22 protein-coding genes and 2 riboswitches are annotated in these 22,018 nt (G+C 56.1%); of the genes, 16 read left to right on the top strand and 6 right to left on the bottom strand.

The annotated features are described in order from the left end of the window. Positions 1-12 precede the first annotated feature (12 nt). From J4P41_RS09985 to cobT, 3 genes are all read right to left on the bottom strand, one after another. Entirely contained in the window at positions 13-231 is a 219-nt protein-coding gene (locus J4P41_RS09985) for a CbtB domain-containing protein (RefSeq protein WP_194257867.1), read from the bottom strand. A 34-nt stretch (positions 232-265) separates the two neighbouring features. Next, a riboswitch (cobalamin riboswitch) is annotated at positions 266-403 on the bottom strand. Continuing rightward, a complete protein-coding gene (gene cobS, locus J4P41_RS09980) occupies positions 400-1,167 on the bottom strand; it encodes an adenosylcobinamide-GDP ribazoletransferase (RefSeq protein WP_426066999.1) in 768 nt (255 codons plus the stop codon). It overlaps the preceding riboswitch by 4 nt. After that, entirely contained in the window at positions 1,164-2,225 is a 1,062-nt protein-coding gene (cobT, locus tag J4P41_RS09975; RefSeq protein ID WP_426066997.1) for a nicotinate-nucleotide--dimethylbenzimidazole phosphoribosyltransferase, read from the bottom strand. Before cobT ends, cobS begins: the two co-directional genes overlap by 4 nt. Before the next feature lie 60 nt (positions 2,226-2,285). Here cobT and cobU point away from each other — a divergent pair, with 60 nt between their 5' ends. From cobU to cobJ, 8 genes are all read left to right on the top strand, one after another. Beyond that, positions 2,286-2,816, top strand: a complete 531-nt coding sequence (cobU, locus tag J4P41_RS09970) for a bifunctional adenosylcobinamide kinase/adenosylcobinamide-phosphate guanylyltransferase (RefSeq protein WP_426067063.1) — start codon at positions 2,286-2,288, stop codon at positions 2,814-2,816. 37 nt (positions 2,817-2,853) lie between these two features. Beyond that, a riboswitch (cobalamin riboswitch) is annotated at positions 2,854-3,087 on the top strand. A gap of 120 nt (positions 3,088-3,207) precedes the next feature. Continuing rightward, complete coding sequence (locus J4P41_RS09965; protein ID WP_010503290.1) at positions 3,208-3,600, top strand: DUF1636 family protein; 393 nt, start codon at positions 3,208-3,210, stop codon at positions 3,598-3,600. Next, positions 3,597-4,649: a cobalamin biosynthesis protein CobW gene (cobW, locus tag J4P41_RS09960; protein WP_426066995.1), complete on the top strand. Its 1,053-nt coding sequence runs from the start codon at positions 3,597-3,599 to the stop codon at positions 4,647-4,649. Before J4P41_RS09965 ends, cobW begins: the two co-directional genes overlap by 4 nt. Before the next feature lie 7 nt (positions 4,650-4,656). After that, positions 4,657-8,025, top strand: a complete 3,369-nt coding sequence (cobN, locus tag J4P41_RS09955) for a cobaltochelatase subunit CobN (protein WP_426066993.1) — start codon at positions 4,657-4,659, stop codon at positions 8,023-8,025. Next, positions 8,022-9,206, top strand: coding sequence for a precorrin-3B synthase (cobG, locus tag J4P41_RS09950; RefSeq protein WP_426066992.1), 1,185 nt, complete (start codon positions 8,022-8,024; stop codon positions 9,204-9,206). The genes cobN and cobG overlap by 4 nt, the downstream gene beginning before the upstream one ends. Then, positions 9,203-9,844 (top strand): precorrin-8X methylmutase, encoded by a 642-nt coding sequence (locus J4P41_RS09945; protein ID WP_426066991.1) that lies wholly within the window; start codon positions 9,203-9,205, stop codon positions 9,842-9,844. The genes cobG and J4P41_RS09945 overlap by 4 nt, the downstream gene beginning before the upstream one ends. Then, a complete protein-coding gene (locus tag J4P41_RS09940; protein WP_426066990.1) occupies positions 9,841-10,566 on the top strand; it encodes a precorrin-2 C(20)-methyltransferase in 726 nt (241 codons plus the stop codon). Before J4P41_RS09945 ends, J4P41_RS09940 begins: the two co-directional genes overlap by 4 nt. Next, a complete protein-coding gene (cobJ, locus tag J4P41_RS09935; protein ID WP_282859208.1) occupies positions 10,563-11,315 on the top strand; it encodes a precorrin-3B C(17)-methyltransferase in 753 nt (250 codons plus the stop codon). Before J4P41_RS09940 ends, cobJ begins: the two co-directional genes overlap by 4 nt. Here the strand turns inward: cobJ and J4P41_RS09930 are convergent. Continuing rightward, a complete protein-coding gene (locus J4P41_RS09930) occupies positions 11,288-12,049 on the bottom strand; it encodes a cobalt-precorrin-6A reductase (RefSeq protein ID WP_426066989.1) in 762 nt (253 codons plus the stop codon). The two genes, cobJ and J4P41_RS09930, sit on opposite strands and share 28 nt — an antisense overlap. 29 nt (positions 12,050-12,078) lie before the next feature. Between J4P41_RS09930 and cbiE the strand changes: the two genes are divergently transcribed. The 3 genes from cbiE to cobM are packed head-to-tail and all read left to right on the top strand — an operon-like array spanning position 12,079 to position 14,446. After that, positions 12,079-13,299, top strand: coding sequence for a precorrin-6y C5,15-methyltransferase (decarboxylating) subunit CbiE (cbiE, locus tag J4P41_RS09925; protein ID WP_426066988.1), 1,221 nt, complete (start codon positions 12,079-12,081; stop codon positions 13,297-13,299). Then, the gene (locus J4P41_RS09920) at positions 13,296-13,682 is read left to right on the top strand and encodes a cobalamin biosynthesis protein (protein WP_426066987.1); all 387 of its coding nucleotides are present in this window, start codon (positions 13,296-13,298) and stop codon (positions 13,680-13,682) included. The genes cbiE and J4P41_RS09920 overlap by 4 nt, the downstream gene beginning before the upstream one ends. Next, entirely contained in the window at positions 13,679-14,446 is a 768-nt protein-coding gene (gene cobM / locus J4P41_RS09915; RefSeq protein ID WP_426066986.1) for a precorrin-4 C(11)-methyltransferase, read from the top strand. Before J4P41_RS09920 ends, cobM begins: the two co-directional genes overlap by 4 nt. Here cobM and J4P41_RS09910 read toward each other — a convergent pair. Continuing rightward, positions 14,410-15,582, bottom strand: coding sequence for a cobalt-precorrin-5B (C(1))-methyltransferase (locus J4P41_RS09910; RefSeq protein ID WP_426066985.1), 1,173 nt, complete (start codon positions 15,580-15,582; stop codon positions 14,410-14,412). The genes cobM and J4P41_RS09910 overlap by 37 nt on opposite strands. Between J4P41_RS09910 and J4P41_RS09905 the strand changes: the two genes are divergently transcribed. Genes J4P41_RS09905 through J4P41_RS09895 form a run of 3 tightly spaced genes read left to right on the top strand, consistent with a single transcriptional unit; the run spans position 15,576 to position 18,975 of the window. Continuing rightward, entirely contained in the window at positions 15,576-16,898 is a 1,323-nt protein-coding gene (locus J4P41_RS09905; protein ID WP_426066984.1) for a cobyrinate a,c-diamide synthase, read from the top strand. The two genes, J4P41_RS09910 and J4P41_RS09905, sit on opposite strands and share 7 nt — an antisense overlap. After that, entirely contained in the window at positions 16,895-17,503 is a 609-nt protein-coding gene (cobO, locus tag J4P41_RS09900) for a cob(I)yrinic acid a,c-diamide adenosyltransferase (protein WP_010503276.1), read from the top strand. The genes J4P41_RS09905 and cobO overlap by 4 nt, the downstream gene beginning before the upstream one ends. A 29-nt stretch (positions 17,504-17,532) precedes the next feature. After that, entirely contained in the window at positions 17,533-18,975 is a 1,443-nt protein-coding gene (locus J4P41_RS09895) for a cobyric acid synthase (RefSeq protein WP_426067062.1), read from the top strand. 6 nt (positions 18,976-18,981) lie between these two features. Here the strand turns inward: J4P41_RS09895 and cbiB are convergent, their stop codons facing one another. Further along, complete coding sequence (cbiB, locus tag J4P41_RS09890) at positions 18,982-19,974, bottom strand: adenosylcobinamide-phosphate synthase CbiB (RefSeq protein WP_426066983.1); 993 nt, start codon at positions 19,972-19,974, stop codon at positions 18,982-18,984. 36 nt (positions 19,975-20,010) lie between these two features. Here cbiB and cobD point away from each other — a divergent pair, with 36 nt between their 5' ends. Together cobD and J4P41_RS09880 are read left to right on the top strand one after the other, a co-directional pair. Further along, positions 20,011-21,048: a threonine-phosphate decarboxylase CobD gene (cobD, locus tag J4P41_RS09885; RefSeq protein WP_426066982.1), complete on the top strand. Its 1,038-nt coding sequence runs from the start codon at positions 20,011-20,013 to the stop codon at positions 21,046-21,048. Further along, on the top strand, positions 21,045-21,629 hold the full coding sequence (locus J4P41_RS09880; protein ID WP_426066981.1) for a histidine phosphatase family protein: 585 nt from the start codon (positions 21,045-21,047) through the stop codon (positions 21,627-21,629). The genes cobD and J4P41_RS09880 overlap by 4 nt, the downstream gene beginning before the upstream one ends. Positions 21,630-22,018: the final 389 nt, after the last annotated feature.

The raw sequence follows: 22,018 nt of genomic DNA, 5'->3' as shown, positions 1-22,018 counted from the left end.
TAAGACCTGCCGTTAGTGGCAGGGGAAGCCAAGCAGATGACGGCCATCATGAACGAATTCATGCACTTCGTGGCCTGAGATCAGGGATGTTGCACCCTGTTCTGCGCCTACAAAGTAGAGCAGTATCAGGCTCAGTATGACTGTAAAAACAGTCCACGGCACAAGAGCACGAACGGGAATAGCAATCGGTGCTGGGGTGCTGCTGGAAAGTGAGGAGAGGCTCTGGCTCATGATGGGCTCCGCAAGGAAAATGTGCGTTCTGCGGTGAAACTGCTTCGGAAAAGGAGGTCTGACTCCGCATTGAGATGGCAAATGCGTTACAGTGGCGCGACCGCACCGGGTTTACACCGGTTTCCCCTTATTTTTCTGGTTATCAAAGTAATCTTCCACACAGGCGTGTCAACTGTTCCCTGTCGCAACGAGTGCTGTCAGAATAACACACTCCGTGATGCTGGCTGTGGCTCCCAGAACATCACCTGTATATCCGTTTAAAAACCGCTTTGCCGTAGCTCTTGAGACCGCTGCGACGCACAGAAACAATAGACACGTTAATACAGCGATACGGGATGAAACGCAGAGCACCGTGACACAAAACGCCGAGAACAGGCATCCCAGGACCTGATTCCGCGTCAACCTCTCCAATTGTCGTGCCAGGCCATTGTCCCGAGCGGGACGCAAAGTAAAAGGCAGAAGTGGCAGCACAGCTCTCGATAAGGTGCCTGTCAGGGCAAGAGCAGGAATGACCAGAATGATTGGTAATGCAGCAAGTGCTGTAACACGGATCAGAAGGCAGACCCCGAGTGCCAATGCTCCGTAACTTCCAATCCTGCTATCACGCATGATCTCCAGTCGTCGCTCTGCAGTATAACCGCCGCCACAACCATCAGCCATATCGGCCAAACCATCTTCATGCAGGCCTCCTGTCAGAAGGATCTGTATCGCGATGCTCCAGACTGCCGCGACTGTAACCGGCACATGAACAGCGCATAGGCCCAGAAAAACAAGGCCGGTTAAAACACCTGTAAAAGCGCCAATAAGTGGCCAGCACCAGACCGACCGGGATAAGGACCATTCCTCTCCCGTGACGCGCAGCCATCCCAAGGGAAGGCGCGTCAATAACCCGGCACCACAGGCAATATCTTCCCGAATGGTTCGCCAGAGTTTCATTCTGTTGAGGGCGCGGACTTCTGGGAAACAGAAGCTTCCGCGAATGTTGCCATGCCATTATGGCAGGCTATGGCGCCGCGCAGAAGCGGAATGGCCAGACCTGATCCTGATGCTTCTCCCAGTCTCAGTCCGAAATCCAGAAGAGGTTCCAGCATGAGAGATGCAGCCAGGTTGCGGTGCCCCGCTTCTGCGGAGCAATGGGAAAGACGTGTATGATCAAGTGCTTCCGGGGCTATCTTCACAAGAGGAAGAATTGCCGCGGTACATACAAATCCATCGAGCAAGACGGGAATGCCATGATGACGCGCGGCCAGAACGCTTCCCATGATAGCTGCCAGCTCGTATCCACCAAGGCGGCGGGCGACCTCTAATGGGTCGCTTAGAGTGGCCTTGTGAAGCATGATGGCCTCGTCAATGACCGCTGCTTTCAGCTTGAGCCCCTTATCGTCAAGTCCTGTCCCACGCCCGGCCCAGTCTTTGCCTGTTCCGCCCAGAAGAGCCGCGCATAGAGCGGCGGCGGGTGTTGTATTGCCAATTCCCATTTCACCGGGGCAAAACAAATCTGCGTCCTTTGGCACAGCTCTGTACCCAGTTGAAACAGCAGACAGAAAATCCTCTTCCGTCATTGCTGCGGATTGTGAAAGGTCTTCCGTTGCCTTCAGGTTCTGAAGGCAAACCACGTTCAGATCAGCTCCGGCAGTGCGGGAAAGCTGATTAATAGCCGCCCCGCCATGCTCGAAGTTCGCAACCATCTGGCTTGTAACGTCCGAGGGCCAGGGGGAGACGCCACGCTGAACAACACCATGATTGCCCGCGAAAATTGTGATCTGGACTTTATCCAAAACAGGGCTGTCCGTGCCCTGCCATTCACCAAGCCAGAGCGCAAGTTCTTCAAGTCGCCCCAGGCTGCCGGGAGGCTTGGTCAGTAGGGCATCTCGTTGCCTGATGCGGTCTCCCCAGGCACGGTCTGGCTCAGGTAGCGACAGACAGGCCGTCCTGAGGTCCTTCATGCTGGGGAAAGAAATGTCTGGAACGGAAAATGAAGCATCAGTCGGCATGAGGTGTCTTTTGTGCTGTTATCCGGGCACATGCAAGATAATGAGACGGGAGAAGACGTGATGCATTCGGATGGCCCAACAGGCCAGCGTCAAATTTCGCTTGTTCTGGGAGGGGCTCGATCCGGGAAGAGTGGCGTTGCTGAAGCCCTTGTCACTAGCCAGCCTGCGCCATGGATCTATCTGGCGACCGGTCGTGCCTACGACGAAGAAATGCACAGCAGGATCGCCTTACACCGTGCCAGTCGTGGGACCTTGGGATGGCAGACGATCGAAGAACCTTATGATATCGCGACCGTGCTTCGGAATGCAGGGCCGGAACCTGTTCTGGTCGATTGCCTCACACTCTGGCTGACCAATCTTATTCTGGATGAAAGAGATGTCAGCGCAGCGACAAAAGACCTGTTGTCCGCGCTCTCAGAGCGCGCGCATCAGACCGTTCTGGTGGGCAATGAAGTGGGACTGGGAATTGTTCCAGAGAATGCTTTGGCACGGCGTTTCCGGGATGAGGCGGGTCTTCTCCATCAGCGGATTGCTTCTATCGCGGACGAGGTGCTCTTCGTTGCGGCGGGGTTACCGCTGAAACTCAAGTAAGCGCTCTACAAGGCTTTTGACACTCCAGAATAGCAGCGATAGGAAAGAGGGTGATGGTTCCTCCGAAAGGAGGATGAAAAGGGAAGCCGGTGCGATCTTGTGGATCAAATCCGGCACTGCCCCCGCAACTGTGGACGGTTATCTGTCCTGCCAGCATGGCTTTTGGGCCATGCAGCCACTGGAAATACGTCCGGGAAGGTCTGGCAGGAGAGGAGGCGCTGAACGCGTCTCGGCCGTAAGTCAGGAGACCTGCCATCGGAGCCAAGTGTCATGATCCGGCGGGGTGCCCGGACTGTGAGGGCGCGCCGTTGCGGTGCGTCCCCTCCGAATTCCGGAGGCCTTTTACTGCGCCTTTTGTCATGCCCGTCCGGGCTGCAAGAGAGACGAAACCATGGCAGAAACCCTGCCTCAGACCAGACCCGTCCTGCATGTCTGCGTAACATGCCGTCGTGGATTGCCACTGACTGACGATCCCGTTCAGGGGCGTCAGCTTTACGAGGCACTTGCCCGGCATGCCGAGAAAGACAATTTCAGTATCCAGCCTGTAGATTGCATGGCCACATGTAGTCGCGGCTGCGTCGCGGCTGTGTCGATGCCGGAAAAATGGACCTTGATCCTTGGGCAACTTGGTCCAGAGAAAATCGAGGACCTACGGACGTTCCTAGGCCTCTATCGAGCCTCAAAAACGGGAACAGTCATGCCGTCAAAGCGCCCGGCTTCTCTTTCTGATATGATCCTCGCTCGTCTGCCAGCGTCTCTTTCTGTCTCACAGGAACTTTCATGATGTCCCAGTCCATTTCAGGTATCGGCCGCAAAATTCCCGTTACGATTATCACAGGCTTCCTCGGTGCCGGAAAAACGACGCTTTTGCGCAATCTACTGGCGCAAGCGAACGGGCGCAGGATCGCTATTGTGATCAACGAATTTGGTTCTCTTGGAATCGATGGAGAAATTCTGCGCTCCTGTGGCATCGAAAACTGCCCGGATGAAGATATTGTCGAACTGACAAATGGCTGCCTGTGCTGCACCGTTGCAGACGATTTCATTCCCACCATGCAGGCCCTGATTGATCGTCCCGATCCACCAGAACACATTGTCATCGAGACGTCCGGTCTTGCGCTCCCCAAGCCTCTTCTGAAAGCGTTCAGCTGGCCTGATATCCGTACACGCATGACGGTGGATGGCGTGATTACGCTGGTGGATGCACCTGCCGTAGCAGCAGGCCGTTTTGCCGATGATCCGGCTGCAGTAGCAGCCCAGCGGGCGACTGATCCGTCTCTTGATCACGATAATCCTCTCGCTGAAGTCTATGAGGATCAGCTGAATGCGGCAGATCTGATCGTTCTCAACAAAACCGATCTTCTGGAAATCGCCGAGACGGATGCTGTCGAGGCAGCCATTATCAAGGCTGTACCGCGTAAGGTCGTAACACTGCGGGCTGTGGAAGGACGACTGGACCCGGCCGTTTTGCTTGGAATTGGAGCCGGTGCGGAAGATGATCTTCAGGCGCGACCGTCCAATCACGATGGAGCGGATGATCATGAACATGATGATTTTGAGAGCTTTGTTGTTGTCATGCCAGAGCAGGTTGGTGTTGATGCGGTCCTGAAGCGCCTCAGTGACGTGGCGGGTACGTTCGATATCCTGAGAATGAAGGGTTTTGTGGCAGTACAGGGCAAGAAAATGCGCCTGGCTGTACAGGGCGTGGGAACACGCTTTCGTCATGAATTCGATGTGCCCTGGACAGACGGCACGCGTGACGGACGCTTGGTCGTGATCGGACAGACCGGTCTGGATCGCGCAGCCATCGAAGCCGCGTTACTGGGCGCCTGAGTTCGTCATGCATCTTCTTGTCCGCGAACGACATGGAATAGACGATCAGGACGTGGCCGAGGATCTCGACCATGCGCCAACGGACGTCGTGTTCCTGTCTTTTTCGGACAGTGATCTTCTGGCGCTGGAACAGGCCTACGAAAAGCTGAACGCCTCGTCCCAGGGAGGGGCTGGCTTCTCACTGAGATTGGTCAATCTCTCGCGGCTCAGACATCCGATGTCTGTCGATCTGTATATCGAACAAACACTTTCTGAAGCGCATTGTGTTGTGGTGCGTCTTCTGGGGGGGATTGATTACTGGCGATATGGTGCGGAAGAAGTCAGAAACTCCTGTGCCAGAAAGTCCATTTCGCTAGCCTTGCTACCGGGAGATGCCCGTCAGGACGCAAGGCTGGAAGAATGGTCCAATGTTCATGCGACCGTTCATGAACGGCTCATGGGCTTTCTGAAAGAAGGAGGTCCGGACAACACCCGCCGCGCGCTGATTCTGATGGCACATCTTGCCGGATGTGGCGCAGATCTGGCTGGGATGCCGGAGCCTGTGCCATCGGCCGGGCTATATCGCCTTGGAAAGCCCAACCTCTCTTTGCGGACAACAGTTGTTTTCTATCGCGCCCATCTTCTTGCCGCAGATACAGCGCCCATCGACTGTCTGGCAGATGCCTTGGAGAGGGCTGGTCTCTCCGCAGACGTGCTCTATGTTTCATCTCTCAAAAATCCTGACGTCGCCGAATACCTGCGTCATCATCTGACCCAGTCACGTCCGGACATCATCCTGAATGCAACCTTCTTTTCTGCTCGGGGAGAGGACGCATGCTCTCCGCTGGACGACGCGGATGTGCCGGTCCTTCAAGTATTGCAACCCAATTCAACCTGTCAGTCATGGGAAGAGAGCGGACGCGGCCTGTCTCAATCCGACCTCGCGATGCAGGTTGTTCTTCCTGAACTGGATGGGCGGCTTCTGGCAGGACCTATTTCGTTCAAGTCAGAAACGGCTCCCGGGGATGCAGCGAGGCATGATCCTTATCCGGCAGGCATATCGGCTGTTGTCGCCCAGGCAAATGCGTGGGCAAGACTGAGGAATCTGAAGTCCGAAAGCAGGCATCTGGCCTTGATCCTGTCTGACTATCCGGGCGCAGAGGGCCAGTCGGCTCACGCCGTTGGCCTGGATACGTTTGCCAGTCTCTGTGCGATTATGGAGGCACTGAAAGATGAAGGGTACAGTTGCGGGGGCGCCGAAACATGGTCCAAGGCCCAGTTTGTAAACTCGTTATGTAACAAGCCAGCCCAGCAGATTCTGAGCCTTCAGGAGTATCGGGAAGCATTTGAAAGTCTGCCAGATCAGTTCCGGCAGTCTGTTCTGACCGCGTGGGGCGAACCAGAGGACGACGCCGCTTTTCAGGACGATGGCTTCTGCCTGAAAGCCCTGAGACTTGGGTATATAGTCATCGCAGTCCAACCTGATCGTGGCGCAGCACTGGACCGCAAGGCACAGTATCACGATCCTGATACGCCCCCGCGTCATGCCTATGTCGCGTTTCATCTCTGGCTGCGTCAGGTGTGCCAGATTGACGTGATGGTTCATCTTGGAACGCATGGCACTTTGGAGTGGCTACCGGGAAAAGCCGTTGCACTATCGCAAGACTGTGCTCCTGCTGTTCTGCGAGGCGCATTGCCTGTTCTCTATCCTTTTATCGTCAATAATCCAGGGGAGGCTGCGGCTGCCAAACGGCGTCTTGGTGCTGTCACCATCGGTCACATGACGCCACCTGTCATGAAGGCGGGACTTGATGCTGGAATGGCCGAACTGGAGCAGTTGATTGACGAATTCGCGGAAGCCGACGGTCTGGACCGTCGACGGGGTGCCATCCTACGGCGTGACATTCTGGACCGTGCATCCGGAATGGGCTTGCTGGCAGAAAGCGGTGTAAAAGCGGGCGAGGGGGATGAAGCCGAGGCTCTGGCCCGTCTGGATGCCTATCTTTGTGATGTGAAAGATCTTCAGATCCGGGATGGACTGCATGTTTTCGGGAAAATCGCCCCTCATGCAGACAGACTCGCCGCGATGGTGTCTTCGGTCGCTCAGACGCCAGCGGAAGAGATTGCTCTCCTGATTGAAGCCAGTGCGGACGCGGAAATGGCTTCACTACTTGCTGGGCTGGAAGGACGCCTTGTTCGACCTGGTCCTTCGGGCGCGCCGACCCGGGGACGAGTAGATGTTCTTCCGACTGGCCGTAATCTGTTCACCATGGACCCTCGGGCCGTGCCAACGGCATCCGCTGTGGAGTTGGCAAGAGCACAAGCCCAGCAGATTCTTTTGCGACATCTTCAGGAAGAGGGCGAACCACTCCTGCGCATCGTGATGGATCTGTGGGGCTCTTCTACGCTCCGGACTGGTGGGGAAGATCTGGCACTGGCGCTTCTTCTGATGGGCGTTGAACCTCTCTGGGATGCGTCCAGTGGGCGTGTTTCCGGAATTGAGGTTACGCCAATCGCTGTTCTAGATAGGCCACGGGTAGACGTCACACTCAGAATTTCGGGTCTGTTCCGAGATGCTTTTCCCGGTCAGATTGCCTTGTTCGATCAGGCCGTTCAGGCCGTCTCTGCCCGCGAAGAAGGGGAAGAGTGGAACCCTCTCGCCGCCAGTGTCCACGATCTTGAAGGAGAAGAACGCAAAGCGGCAACAGCAAGGATCTTCGGAGCCGCTCCGGGAACATACGGAACCGGTATTGAGGAAATGCTGGCAAGAGGAACGTGGGAGACGCGGTGTGAACTCGGTCAGTCCTATCTTGAAGGGAATGACTGGATGTATGGGGGGGGACGTGACGGTACGCGGAATGCGGTAGCTTTGGCAGAAAAGCTCAAGCAGACGGATGCTATTCTGCATGTTCAGGACCATGCGGAAACCGATATTCTAGAGAGCCCTGACGTAGCCGCACATGAGGGGGGGCTTTTTGCCGCTGCCGAGATGTTGGGAGCAGATCCTGCCCTTTGGCATGGCGACACATCCCGTCCAGACGCACCACGTCTGCGCGATACTGAAGCTGAAGTTGCGCGGATCGTCCGGGGGCGCTTGGCAAACCCGCGGTGGTTGGAGGGTATGCGACGCCATGATTATCGTGGGGCCGCGGAAATGGCTCGTGGGCTGGATGCACTATGCGCCTTCGCGGCAACGGTGCCAACGCGGTTCGATCACCAGTTCGATCTTGTCTTTGCGGCTACACTTGGAGACGAAACCTGCGATACGTTCCTGAGACGCGCCAATCCGCAGGCGCGACATGCGATGCGAGAGCGCTTTCAGGACATGATCCGTCGCGGTCTGTGGCATCCCCGGAGCAATAGCGTAACAGCTTTTCTGGAAGAGGAGCAGGGATGAGCGATACCTCTCTGGTCCGTGGCTGGTGTCCCGATCTTTTTACGCCGATGAAGGCTCGCGACGGTTTTCTCGTGCGGATCAGACCTCCAATAGAAGGGCTCGATGCGGGGCAGGCGCGCGCGATAGCCGCCATCGCGTCCGAACATGGGAACGGTACGATCGAACTGACGAACCGGGGGAACCTGCAACTTCGCGGCTTCTCGCTGGAGGGCGCTCACTTGGCCGGTAAAATTGCAGTGGAATGGGGGATCGCTGACCCTAACCCGGCACGGGAGCGAAGACGGGCAGTTCTTGTTTCTCCTTTGGCTGGATATGATCTGGCCTGTAGCCCTGATACACTCGCTGTTTCCAGAAGACTTCAGACAGGGCTCCTGGCGCATGATCGGCTTGACAGCCTGAGCGGTAAGTTCGGGTGGGGTGTGGATGGCGGCGGATTTGTGCCTGCAGGAGCCATCTGTGCCGATATAGTTCTTCAGGCGCAGCAGGATAGGTGGGCCGTGCGCTGTGGTGGTCTGACAACCGAGATCATGGACGAAGAACTGGCGGTTCAAAGAGTTATCGCTCTCTCTGATGCATTTGCCAGACAGTCAGACGTCAAGCGTCCAACCCATAATGATGGCGCCACAAAAACCTTGTTGGAGAAGGTAGGGTTACGGAAATATCTTCCAACCGAACCTGTCCCGGTTTTCGTGCTTCCTGTGGGCCAACTTCCCGGATGCAGGGTCGGAATAGGGCTTCCGCTCGGTAGGCTGCAGGCTGCTGACTTCAGTTTTTTGGCCGAGCAACTCGGAGAAGACCGTTTGCGCGTGACGCCTTGGCGAGGGGTCATCATGCCTGAAAATACCACAAACCATCCAGGTTTTATCGTGGACGCTGCTGACCCGCGCCTTCGGATTGAAGCGTGTGTCGGTGTGTCAGGATGTGAAAGAGCAACAGAGGATGTTGCCGAAACTGCCCTGGCTCTGGCATCTGACGTTCCTCCTGGTTGTGTGCTGCATGTTTCAGGCTGCGTAAAAGGATGCGCTCATCCCGGCGCAGCAGATATGACGCTCATTGCCAGAAACGGACGATATGATGCTGTGCGCAATGGGTGCACAAAAGATACGGTCTCGTGGTCCAACAGGGACTTACCCGACATCCGGGCCCTGCTATCCCGCGAACTGAAGGAGATACAGGCTTGAGCGCCGGACCTTATTCTTACGACTACATCCGGGATGGCGCTGCCATTTACGCCCGATCCTTTGCCACCATCCGGGGCGAAGCGGACCTGTCTGCTTTCACACCCGAGCAGGCACAGATCGTGGTTCGCATCATTCATGCCTGCGGGATGGTTGATGTCGCAGGTTCAGTCAGCATGACAGCCGATCTTGTGAGTGCTACACGGGACGCTTTGAAAGCGGGTAAGCCCATTTTGTGCGATTCAGAGATGGTCGCGCACGGTGTCACCCGGGCGCGGCTTCCAGCGAATAACGCTGTAATCTGTACTCTGCGTGATCCCCGCACGCCGGAACTCGCACGGACCATTGGGAATACGCGCTCAGCCGCTGCTCTCGATCTGTGGGGAGACCAGCTTGAAGGAGCCGTTGTTGCAATCGGGAATGCCCCGACTGCCTTGTTCCATCTTCTGGAGTTGATTGACGGGGGCGGCCCACGACCTGCAGCCATTATCGGTATGCCGGTAGGATTTGTTGGGGCCGCTGAATCCAAGGATGCCCTGGCTGAAAGATTAGACTTGCCGCATGTGATTGTTCGCGGGCGTCTGGGAGGAAGTGCAATGGCTGCCGCAGCCATCAATGCACTGGCTAGTGAAACCGAATGACAGACGCTACGGTCTATGTTGTGGGTGTGGGCCCGGGTGATCCTGAACTCATGACGTTCAAGGCAGCGAAGGTTATCGCCCAGTCTCCCACAATCGCGTATTTCTGTCGGCATGACCGGATGGGCCATGCGCGCCGCATTGCGGACGCTCACATTGCGGAAGGGACGCGCGAATTGCGATTTGCGTATCCGTTCACCACAGAACGTCAGGTCAATGATCCGTCCTATCATTCTGATATGTCGTCTTTCTATGATGGCTGCACGGGGCAGATCGAAGCTGAAATCCAGCTTGGAAGAGATGTGGCGATCCTGTGCGAGGGAGACCCGTTTCTATACGGGTCTGCGATGTATCTGTTTGATCGTCTGAAAGCCGGTATCCCCTGTGAGGTCATTCCCGGCATCACGGGCATGAGTGGATGCTGGACGGAAGCCGCGCTTCCCATGACCCATGGTGACGATGTATTGTGCGTCCTGCCTGCCACCATGCCGGAAGATGATCTGGCTCACTGGCTTGAAAAGGCGGATGCGGCCGTCGTTATGAAGCTTGGGCGCAATCTTCCCAAACTTGAGGCGGCCCTGAAACGCGCTGGCAGGATGCAGGACGCTGTTTACGTTGAGCGTGGAACGCAGGATGATGCCCGCGTCATGCCTTTGACAGACATGTCCGAACCTGCACCCTACTTTTCCCTCGCTCTCCTGCCAGGGCGCCGGGGTCTCCGATGAGTCGCATTTTTGTCATCGGACTTGGGCCGGGTAATCCGGATCAGCAGACGCCAGAAGCGCGCAAGGCGCTATCTCTGGTAACGGACGTGATTGGCTACGGGCCTTACGTAGCCCGTCTTGAACTGCCCGAAACCGTTGTGCGTCACCCCTCTGACAACAGGGTGGAACTGGATCGCGCCCGACATGCTCTGGAACTTGCAGGGCAGGGACGCTGTGTTGCGATCGTTTCAGGCGGGGATGCCGGTGTCTTTGGTATGGCTAGCGCGCTGTTTGAGGCGATCGACCATGGATTGGAGCTATGGCGGACTACCGAGGTCACTGTCGTTCCCGGCGTGTCAGCCGTACTCGCGGCGGCGGCCCGGATCGGCGCGCCTTTGGGAGGTGATTTTTGTGTCATGTCCCTGTCAGACAATCTCAAGCCATGGGATGTTGTTTGCCGCAGATTAAAGCTGGCAGCAGAGGCCGGATTTGTAATTGCGCTATACAATCCGCGGTCTAAAGCGAGGCCATGGCAGCTTGGTGAGGCGCTGGATATTCTCCGAACCTGTCTGCCGGGTACAGTGCCAGTTGCGTTTGCCCGCGCCATTGGACGTCCCGATGAACGCCTCACGCTCACGGATCTGACGAATGCTGATCCAGAGTGTGTTGATATGAGCACGCTTGTTCTCATTGGCAGTGAACTGACCCGGAAGATTGAGAGGCCTCAGGGAGACGCCTGGCTCTACACGTCCCGGTCAGTTCCAGCATGACGATGCTTTTGCAGCCAGAGAAGTGCCTCATCGACGGTCGAAGCAGTCTCTGCCAATGGCAATATCGGACGATCAATCATGATAACCGGCAACCCAAGGTTGCGGGCTGCAGCAAGCTTGGCGGACGTCGCCTCGGAGCCCGCATTTTTCGTGACCAGCACCTCAATGGCATGATTTTTCATGAGGGCCATTTCACTGGCAACCGTAAACGGCGGCCGGGCGAGGAGAAGCGTCACATTCTGCGGCAGGGACGACGATTCAGGCGCGTCAATGCTACGCAGGACATAATGATGTTGAGAGGCGTGCTGAAACGGGCTGAGATCCTTCCGGCCCGTCGTCAAAAAGACGGTCTGGGGAGCATCTCCAAGCGCCGCCGCGGCAGCTTCAATACCCGAAACATGCGTCCATTGATCCCCCTCGACTTCCGTCCAGACTGGGCGGTCTATCCGAAGCAAGGGAATACCGCTGCGGGCACAGGCCATCGCAGCATGGCGGCTCATCTGGGCTGCAAAAGGATGCGTGGCATCCACAACGGTCCCCACGCTCTGGTCCCGCAGGAAATCACGCAGTCCGTCCGCTCCACCAAACCCACCAATTCGCACCGAAATAGTTGGCAAAACCGGATTTTTCGTTACCCCGGCGAGGGAAAAAATGGTGTCATACTCGTCACGAGAGCCAAGCAGCTGAGCCAGTTGGCTGGCTTGGGTAGTGCCCCCAAGGATCAGAACGCGCATAGAATTTGTCCCTCTGCCGGAGCAGGCCGATGACAGCCCCATGGCTCAGCGTTATCGGAATTGGCGAGGATGGTGTCGAGGGGCTTTCCTCTCTTGCGCGTCAGATCATCGCTCAGGCGGAAATCGTTGTCGGCGGAGAGCGTCATCTGAGGCTGGCGGGCAGCGTGATCCGGGGAGTAACAGAAACTTGGGGTTCGCCGTTTTCTGACGGGATACAGCGTGTTCTGGAGATGCGCGGAAAACCCGTAACCGTTCTGGCTTCTGGAGATCCGTTCTTTTTTGGCGTCGGAAGCACGCTTTCCAGGAATCTTGAACCCAGAGAACTGATCTGCGTACCCGCACCATCTTCAATCGCTTGGGCCTGTGCCCGTCTTGGATGGTCACAGCAAGACGTTCGTGTTCTTTCACTCTGTGGGAGACCTTTGGAAACACTTGCACCGCATCTACAACCTGCTTTGAGACTGGTTGTCCTTTCTGCTGATGGGAATACACCCGGAATGGTCTGCCGTTTTCTGGCGGATCGAGGGTTTGGCAAGTCCCGAGTTCACGTTCTGGAGCGTCTTGGTGGTCCAGACGAGTGCATACGTCGTTTCCGGGCAGAAGATGGCACTTTGCCTGTCGCGGATCTCAATCTGATCGGAATTGAGGTCGAGGCAGATAAAGACGCGCGGGTTATTCCTCTGGCGTCTGGTCTTGATGACGATCTGTTCGAGCATGACGGGCAGATTACCAAGCGCGAAATTCGTGCCATCACCCTCTCCACGCTTGCGCCGAGAGCGGGGGAGGTTCTGTGGGACATTGGAGGAGGGGCCGGATCGGTCGCGATTGAATGGATGCTGCGCCACCCCTCAAATCGCGCGATCGCTATTGAACAGAATTCAGAACGGGCAGCCCGGATCAGCCGCAACGCTCTGACGCTGGGCGTTCCCGGTTTGCAGGTCGTAGAAGGTCGTGCGCCCGGGGCGCTTGTATCTCTGGATCGTCCTGATGCCGTGTTCATTGGCGGGGGCCTCACCAGCGAGGATATCTTCCTGCAGGCGCGCAAGGCGCTCCCCGTAGGAGGACGTCTTGTCGCCAATGCTGTGACGCTTGAAGGAGAGGCCATACTGGCAGCTCAACATGCGAAATATGGTGGCACCCTAACGCGCATCGGCATTGAACGGCTCGACGCGGTGGGTCGTCTGCACGCATTCCGGCCCTCCATGCGAGTCACCCAGTATGGGACGACAATCTCAGGGGACAGTGAATGATTGTTGCAGGGATTGGCTGTCGGTCAGACATCACCAAAGATGCTTTGTTGTCGCTGGTCCAACGTGTGTCGGCTGGTCACTTATTAGCCAGGCTCGCTGCTCCGGCCTTCAGACAAGGGGAACCGGCCATTTCTGCTCTGGCGAAAACTTTGAAAATTGAACTGGTCTGGATCAGCGCAAAGGATATGGCTGAACGACAGATAGAATGTGAAACCCATTCAGCAGTCGCTTTTGAAAAAACCGGTTTCAGTTCCGTGGCTGAGGCGTGCGCTCTTGCCGGTGCAGGGCCCAAGAGCCACCTGCTCGTCACACGACAGAGCGACAGAGACGTGACCTGCGCTCTTGCGGTATCATCAGACACGACAGGGATAGAGAACGGATGACGGTTCATTTCATTGGCGCTGGTCCTGGCGCAGCCGATCTTCTGACACTCCGTGGTCGTGATCTTCTGGCGTCCTGCCCAGTCTGTCTCTATGCGGGCTCCATCGTCCCTGAGGAAATGCTGGAGCATTGCCCTCAGGACGTCCGCAAAGTAAACACTGCGCCGCTTTCTCTGGACCAGATCGAGCAGGAATATGTTCGAGCTTATGAAGCCGGACAGGACGTTGCACGTCTCCACTCTGGGGATCTTTCCATTTACAGTGCAATCGCCGAACAGACCCGTCGTCTGGACAGGTTGGAGATTCCCTGGACCATGACACCTGGTGTGCCTGCTTTCGCTGCGGCCGCGTCTGTTCTCGGCAAAGAACTGACAGTCCCCGAAGTGGCGCAGACTGTCGTACTCACCCGCGTTAGCGGGCGTGCATCGTCTATGCCTCCCCGGGAAACATTGGCAGCTTATGCAGCGACGGGAGCAACGCTCGCCATCCACCTTGCAGTCCATGCGCTCGAGCGGATCGTAAAGGAGCTGCTGCCGTTTTATGGGGCAGACTGCCCAGTGGCAGTCGTTGCACGGGCAACATGGCCGGACCAAATTACCATTCGGGCAACACTTGGCACATTGCTGGAAAAAGCGGCCGAAAGCCCCGTCGAACGGACCGCGCTTGTTCTGGTGGGGCCTGCTCTTGGCGCGGAAGAATTTCGTGAAAGTGCGCTGTATGACCCCGAGTATCAGAGACGTTTCAGAGGTGGGTTACCCACTGGATGACTGCGCCCAACGCACTGCCCTTGCCGGTCAAATACCAGCACATCCAGCATAACGTTACTGCCTTCCAGAACGCTGAGGGCAAATTGTCGTGCAACATTGGCGATATGATCCCCAAGCGGGATCCCCGCCTGGGATGCGAGCAGAAAAGCTTCTGCAACGGTTGGCGTGAGGGCAATGGCCTCCGCAAGGTCCGAGGCGGCACCAGCAGTCGTCGCCAGCGCCGCGAGGGCAGTCATGTCGGCGCTTCCACGCTTGGAATGCAGATCCATCCGGCCCTGAGCCAGTTTCGTCATTTTCGCAACACCGCCCCCGATCGTCAGACGTGGAACCGGATGGCGTCGGATATATTTGAGAACACCACCTACGAAATCTCCCATTTCGATCAGAGCGGTCTCCGGCAACCCGTAAAGTTCCTGAACAGCACGTTCAGAGACGTTTCCAGTGGTAGCAGCCAAGTGGGGAAGATTAAGGGCACGCGCGACGTCAATGCCTCGATGGATACTGTCGATCCATGCGGAGCAGGAAAAAGGTACGACAATTCCGGTTGTACCCAGAATAGACAAACCGCCAACAATCCCCAGCCGACTGTTCAGTGTCTTTTTCGCCAAGGCGATCCCGTTTTCGACCGACAGCGTCACTTCCGCGGAAACATTCGATCCGGAAACGTCTTCAAGCGCGCGAATAATCATCTGGCGGGGAACAGGGTTAATGGCGGGCTCTCCGGGCGGCAGAGGCAGACCGGGGCGGGTAATGGTGCCTACACCGACACCCGCTACGAATGTCACACCGTTTCCCGATGGATGTTCCCGTACCGTCGCATGAATGAGAGCGCCATGCGTCACATCCGGGTCATCGCCCGCGTCCTTGACGACGGCCGCCCAGGCTCCGTTTTCGTTGAAGCCCTGACCAGCAAGAACGAATCTGGCCGATTTGCCGCCGGGAAGAGTGATGAGGACCGGATCAGGGAACTGACCCGTCTTCAAAGCCGTCCATGCTGCCTTGGCCGCCGCCGTAGCGCAGCTTCCGGTCGTCCAGCCATATCGGAGTGGGGGCGCTTTGGCAGTCATCAGGTACAGAATACGATATTTATGCCTGAAAGCGAGCCACACACTCTGAACGAAGGCAAGAAATGACACGCGCTATCATGATTGCTGCTCCCCGTTCAGGCGGAGGGAAGACAACGACGACCCTCGGGCTGCTGGCGGCTCTACGCGGAAGAAACATTGCCGTTCAGGCGGCGAAAACCGGGCCAGACTATATAGACCCTGCGTTTCATGAGGTTGTGACAGGACGCTCCAGCCTCAATCTGGACAGTTGGGCCATGACGCCCAGCCTTTTGGAAACCATGCTGGCCCGGTCTGCTGAAGGGGCGGACCTGCTGGTGGTTGAATCGGCTATGGGATTGTTTGATGGGCTGCTCGAGCCTGAAAAGTCGCGCGGAGCACCATCGGATATCGCGGCCCGTTTCGATATTCCGGTTGTGCTGGTTCTGGATATCTCAGGACAGGGACAATCAGCCGCCGCCATCGCACATGGCTTCGCAACACTGGACCCGGATGTTCGTGTTGCGGGTGTTGTTCTGAACCAGGTTGCGTCCCCCCGTCATCTTTCCATGGCGCGTGAGGCTGTGCTTGCGGCTGGAATCCCGGTTCTGGGAGCCTTCATGCGTGATCCGTCTCTAAAATTGCCAGAACGGCATCTTGGACTGGTGCAGGCACGAGAACAGGCGACGTTAGAAGAGCTCCTCCAGCGCCTTCAAAGCCGTGCGGAAGAATCTCTTGATCTCGATAGTCTTCTGCAGGCCGCATCCCCATTGAACGCGCAGGACAGAGGAGAGCTTGCAGTCCTGCCCCCTGGACAGCGGATCGCCATTGCGGATGATGCTGCATTTTCCTTTCTTTACGGGCATGTTGCAAAAAGCTGGCGGCAGGCCGGTGCAGAACTGATCCCGTTCTCGCCTCTCGCCAATGAGGGGCCTGATGAGAGCTGCGACGCCTGTTGGCTTCCCGGTGGATATCCGGAACTGCATGCAGGCTCTCTGGCTGCGGCCGATCAGTTCATCAACCGTCTTGCAGCTTTCTCCCGAACGCGCCCGGTTCATGGAGAATGTGGAGGCTTCATGGTGCTGGGACGGACGCTTGAAGATGCTGATGGCATAATCCATCAGATGACCGGCCTTCTCAGCCATGAGACAAGTTTCGCAAAGCGGAAAATGAATCTTGGCTACCGGGAAGCTATTCTCCAGACGGATTGCGCTCTGGGTACGAAAGGCGCGGTTTTTCGTGGGCATGAATTTCACTACGCCCGCGTGACAAATCCGGGAACAGACTCTGCGCTGGCACTCCTTCGCGATGGGAATGGCAACGATCTGGGGTTAGCAGGCGGATATCGTGGGCATGTGTCAGGTTCATTTTTTCACGTCATGGCAGGCAGAGGCAAGGACGCGGCATGAGCAATTCGGATGAAAACGCCCGCTATCGGGAAAAAATGCAGAAACGCAAGGATGTTCAGGACCAGGAAGTCGCATCCAAGACCGTGGAAAAAGGTATTCTGGCCGTTCACACCGGATCGGGAAAAGGGAAGTCAACGGCGGCTTTCGGCCTTGCTCTGAGGGCACTCGGTCATGGCCGACGGGTTGTGGTGGTACAGTTCATCAAAGGGGCCTGGATGACGGGGGAAAGGTCTGCTCTGGAGCGTTTTGATGATCTTCTTGAGTGGCACACCATGGGCGAGGGCTTTACATGGGAGACACAGGATCGCTCAAGGGATATCGCGGCCTGTGAGCGCGCCTGGGAGGTTGCGAAAGCAGCTTTGAAACGTGACGATGTCGGTTTGGTGGTTCTGGACGAACTGAATATTGCCCTGCGTTATGACTACCTTCCGCTGGAGCAGGTTCTGTCTGACCTCAAAGACAGACCACTCATGCAGCACGTCGTCATTACTGGCAGAAACGCCAAACCTGCTTTGGTGGAAGCGGCGGATCTGGTAACGGAAATGACACTGGTGAAGCATCATTTCAGCGCAGGCGTCAAAGCACAGGCCGGGTTTGAATTCTGATGGATAGCGCACAGAAGACGCGGGCTCTCATGTTTCAGGGAACCGGCTCCAGCGTTGGAAAATCGGTGCTGGTTGCGGGTATTGCCCGTGCTTTGACGCGACGTGGACTAAAGGTAAGGCCCTTCAAACCTCAGAATATGTCCAATAACGCCGCCGTAACGCGCGATGGTGGTGAAATCGGGCGTGCGCAGGCCCTGCAGGCACGCGCTTGCGGCGTTGATCCAACGGTCGACATGAACCCCGTTTTGCTAAAACCGCAAAGCGAAACCGGCTCACAACTGGTTGTCTGTGGAAAGATGCGCGGAACCGTTCGGGCTCGGGAATATCAGGGCGTCAAAACAGCCCTTTTGCCAGAGGTTCTCAGTGCCTTTCAGCGGCTGGCGGCAGACGCGGATATTGTTTTGATCGAGGGGGCAGGGTCTGCGTCCGAAGTCAATCTCAGGGCAAATGACATTGCTAATATGGGGTTTGCTGAGGCAGCGAATGTCAACGTCGTTCTGATTGGTGATATTGATCGAGGCGGCGTAATTGCCAGTCTGGTAGGCACCAAAGCCGTTCTGCCTGACACGGATGCCGCGCGGATCAAGGGATTTATTGTCAACAGAATGCGTGGAGATGCCTCGCTGTTTGCTGCAGGTATGACCGTTATCGCGCAGCAAACAGGTTGGCCGCCTCTTGGACTTGTCACGCATCTGGCGCGCGTCGGAGATCTGCCAGCCGAGGACGCCTCAGACCTTATAACGACCACGGGTGCTGCGAGTGGCCTTCACATAGCTGTGCCGCATCTGCCGACAATTGCCAATTTTGATGATCTCGATCCCTTAAAATCCGACCCGGGCGTTTCTCTGGATATTGTTCCGCCGGGTCGGCCACTTCCCGTGTGTGATCTCGTTATTCTTCCAGGATCAAAGGCGACTATTTCTGACCTGAAGGCCTTCAGGGAACAGGGGTGGGATATAGATCTCAAGGCCCATGTCCGTCGGGGAGGTCGAGTTCTGGGTATCTGTGGGGGGTATCAGATGCTTGGCCACACGATTGAAGATCGGGAAGGCCTTGAAGGCTCCTGCGAAATGGTGGAAGGGCTGGGTCTGCTGAATGTGAAGACGGTGCTGACAAAGGAGAAACGTCTGACCGAAGTGTGCGGAACACTTCTTCCAGAAAAAATCGCACTGTCCGGATACGAAATTCATATTGGCCGCACGACCGGTACGGATTGCAGCAGACCCTTTGCTATTCTTGAAGGACAGCCTGATGGTGCCGTTTCTGCAAACGGGCAGGTCTGGGGAACGTATCTGCATGGGCTGCTTTCCGGCGGCAAGGCACGCGCAGCACTTCTCGCACGTCTTGGGATGCCACTTAGTTCCTTACAGGATCAGGATGAGCGTGTTGAAAACGCCCTTGACGAGTGGGCTGACCATCTGGAGAGCTGTCTGGATCTGGACGCGCTTTTATCGCTGGCTCAGCCTGTTTGATGCGCGTCAGAGCCAGAGCAACGACACCAGGCCGATAAGAACAAGACCCTGAACCCCACATGCCCGACGATAGAGCCGGAGTGCCCTTGCAAGATCGTCCTGTGTCGCTTCCGATCGGCCATTGCCCATCCAATGGTCTTCAACCATCACACCACCATAGACACGGGGCCCTGCAAGTTTGAGGCCCAGTGCACCTGCCATGGCAGCTTCCGGCCAGCCTGCATTGGGGGAGCGATGATAGCGGGCATCGTATCTGACGGCCCGAAAAGCCCCCGATGGACTGGCCTGCCGCATCGTCATGGCTCCAAGAATGATCCACACTGCAGAAAGACGGGAAGCGGGGAGATTGATCAGATCATCCAGCTTCGCAGAGGCCCAGCCAAAGGCAGCATGACGGGGCGTAAGATGGCCAATCATGCTATCCGCGGTGTTGATGGATTTATAACCTACAACTCCAGGCAAGCCAGCAAGCGCCGCCCAGAACAGCGGTGCGACGATCCCGTCCGAGAAATTTTCAGCCAGACTTTCGATGGCTGCCCGGATCACGCCGGCTTCGTCCAGTTGCTCGGGATCTCGCCCTACAATCATGGAGACAGCTTTCCTGCCTCCCGCCAGGCCTTCAAGCTTCAGGCCATACAAAACGGCGCGGACGTGTTCCCAGAGGGATCTTTGAGCAATAAGGGCGCTTGCGACCAATCCTTCCAGAATATGGATTTCCAGAGAAGTGGCGATCAGGCTCAAAAGCTTGAGAGACAACAAGACAATCAAGACAGGAAGGGACGTCAGCAGGCCAAGAGCAATGATACCTTTGAGTTTGCGACGTCGTGGAGTGTCATTGGAATGGTTGAGCCGATGATCCAGTCGGGCGATAAGAGCGCCAACCCACGTTACGGGATGGCCAATCAGACGAAACAGCCAAGCGGGATAGCCAAAAACGGCCTCGGTTGTGCAGGCGAGACAGGCAACGGAAATCGTGTGGGAGAGAAAGGAGACGCTCATGAACCTGCATATTTCATCCGGATGCCGTGATCTAACATGACCGCCGCCATGCTGAAAAATATGCCAGCCCATGGCGGGCAGGTTCGTCAGGTCATGCGATCTTTTCCCGAAGCGCCGCAGCCCTTCGTGGATCTTTCAACTGGGATCAGCCCTTACGCTTACCCTGTCGATCAGGCGGCGATAGGGGATTGGACACGATTACCAGAAGCGGAAGAAGAAGAAGCGCTCCGGCAGGCTGCTGCTCAGGCTTACGGCGCTGCATCTTCCGATATGATCGTTGCCGGGCCAGGAACACAGATGCTTATCGCACTGTTGCCAGTGGTCCTGCAGGCTAAACGTGTCACGATTTTTGGCCCGACATACTCTGGGCATGAGCAATCCTGGCGTAATGCAGGAGCAGACGTTTCAATTGTGACGGATTGTTCCAGTTTTGAAAACGCCGTTGATCAGCCGAATCAGGTCTGTGTCCTCTGCAATCCTAACAATCCAGACGGCCGCTACCTCTCGATTGCACACCTTCGAAAGCTCTCAGAAAGATGCGCTAAATCAGGGTCTTATCTGATTGTAGACGAGGCTTTTGCAGATTTTGAAGAAGAAAATACAGTTTCTCTTCTTCCTTCTCCGAGTCTGATCATTTTGAGATCTTTTGGGAAAAGCTACGGATTGCCAGGGATAAGGCTTGGTTTTCTAGTGGCCTCCAAGAATCTTGCAGATCAAATGCGCACATTTATGGGTGATTGGGCTGTCAGTGCTCCCGCACTGACCGTCGGGTATCAGGCGCTCACCAATACGACATGGATTACCCGTATCAAGAAGCGTCTTGATGATGACAGGACAAGGCTTAACGCCGCTCTGACCAGTGCTGGACTACCTGTGTATGGATCAACCCGTTTGTTTACTTTGATCCACACAGAACAGGCGTCTGAACTTTGGATGTTCCTGTGCCAAAAAGGCATTGTGACGCGCGTTTTCCCACAACGCCCCGTCGAGTTGAGGTTGGGAGTACCCCGTAATGAGGAAGAGTGGCACCGGTTGGAAAGAGCACTGCCTGACTGGGCGTCCCGGCCCAAATGAAGCTTTTCTGTTTCGCATTGCCGATGTCGCCAAGCCTAAAACAGGGCGTTTTCCCTGATGAAAAGGTTCTGCGAGACTTTTCAGGGCTACAAAATCTCGCCTGGCCGAGGGCTGATCAATGGGTTGTCGGGACTTTGCCAGAAGGCGCAGAACAACTGGTAGAAACTATCGGAAAACCAGTTACGGTCGCCCCAGAATTGTGTTCTCGTCATTATGGAGCGTGGAGCGGACGCCCTTTGAAGACAATTTCAGCAGAAGATCTGGAGAAATGGCTTCATGATCCGAAGTTTGTGCCGCCGGCCGGAGAAAGCCGCAGCATGGTCTATCATCGCGTGGTGCAGTGGCTTCGGAAGATCCAGACAAAAGATGAGACAGTGGCGGTAATGGCGGACGCCGATATCGTCCGGCTCCTGATTCTGGCCTCTCTTGGATTGGATGCGACTTGGGAAAATCTACTGGATGTCGCACCGACAAGCTGGAGCATTCTCTCTTACCGGACACACTGGCGCCTTCAGACCCTCTCTCTTCCTCCTGAAAAATCAGGTTTTGAAACTACTTTCGGGTCAAAAAACGATCATTGATCCATGCCGCTGCGCCAACAGCGACAAGAATTGGTCCCAGAATAAACAGGGCGGCGATAAGGCTAATAACAATAATAACCCCAAGCGACATGCTGTTTTCTCCCAACCTAAAAAAGAAACTTTCACGCACGGAAGCACGTTTGCCACGGTTCCCGCATATATCTGACAGATTTGTGCTTCATAATCACCTCTAAAAAGGGGAACGCCATGCGTTATTTTCTGTTTTTCCTCTCAGGAATAGCTTTTACGCATTTCTGGCTGCGAAAAATCGCGCTCAAGAATAGTCCTACGTTGTGTAGTTCGTGACTTGATTACTGGAGAGAAACTGGCCGCAAGTGGTCGAAAATATGATTTTCTTTCCGGGAATAAAGCATGACATCACGAAGTAT

Source organism: Gluconobacter sp. NFX36, from assembly GCF_049887835.1.
In the GTDB taxonomy this organism is placed as follows: Bacteria; Pseudomonadota; Alphaproteobacteria; order Acetobacterales; family Acetobacteraceae; genus Gluconobacter; species Gluconobacter japonicus_A.
This window is presented reverse-complemented; position numbering and strand designations above follow the sequence as displayed.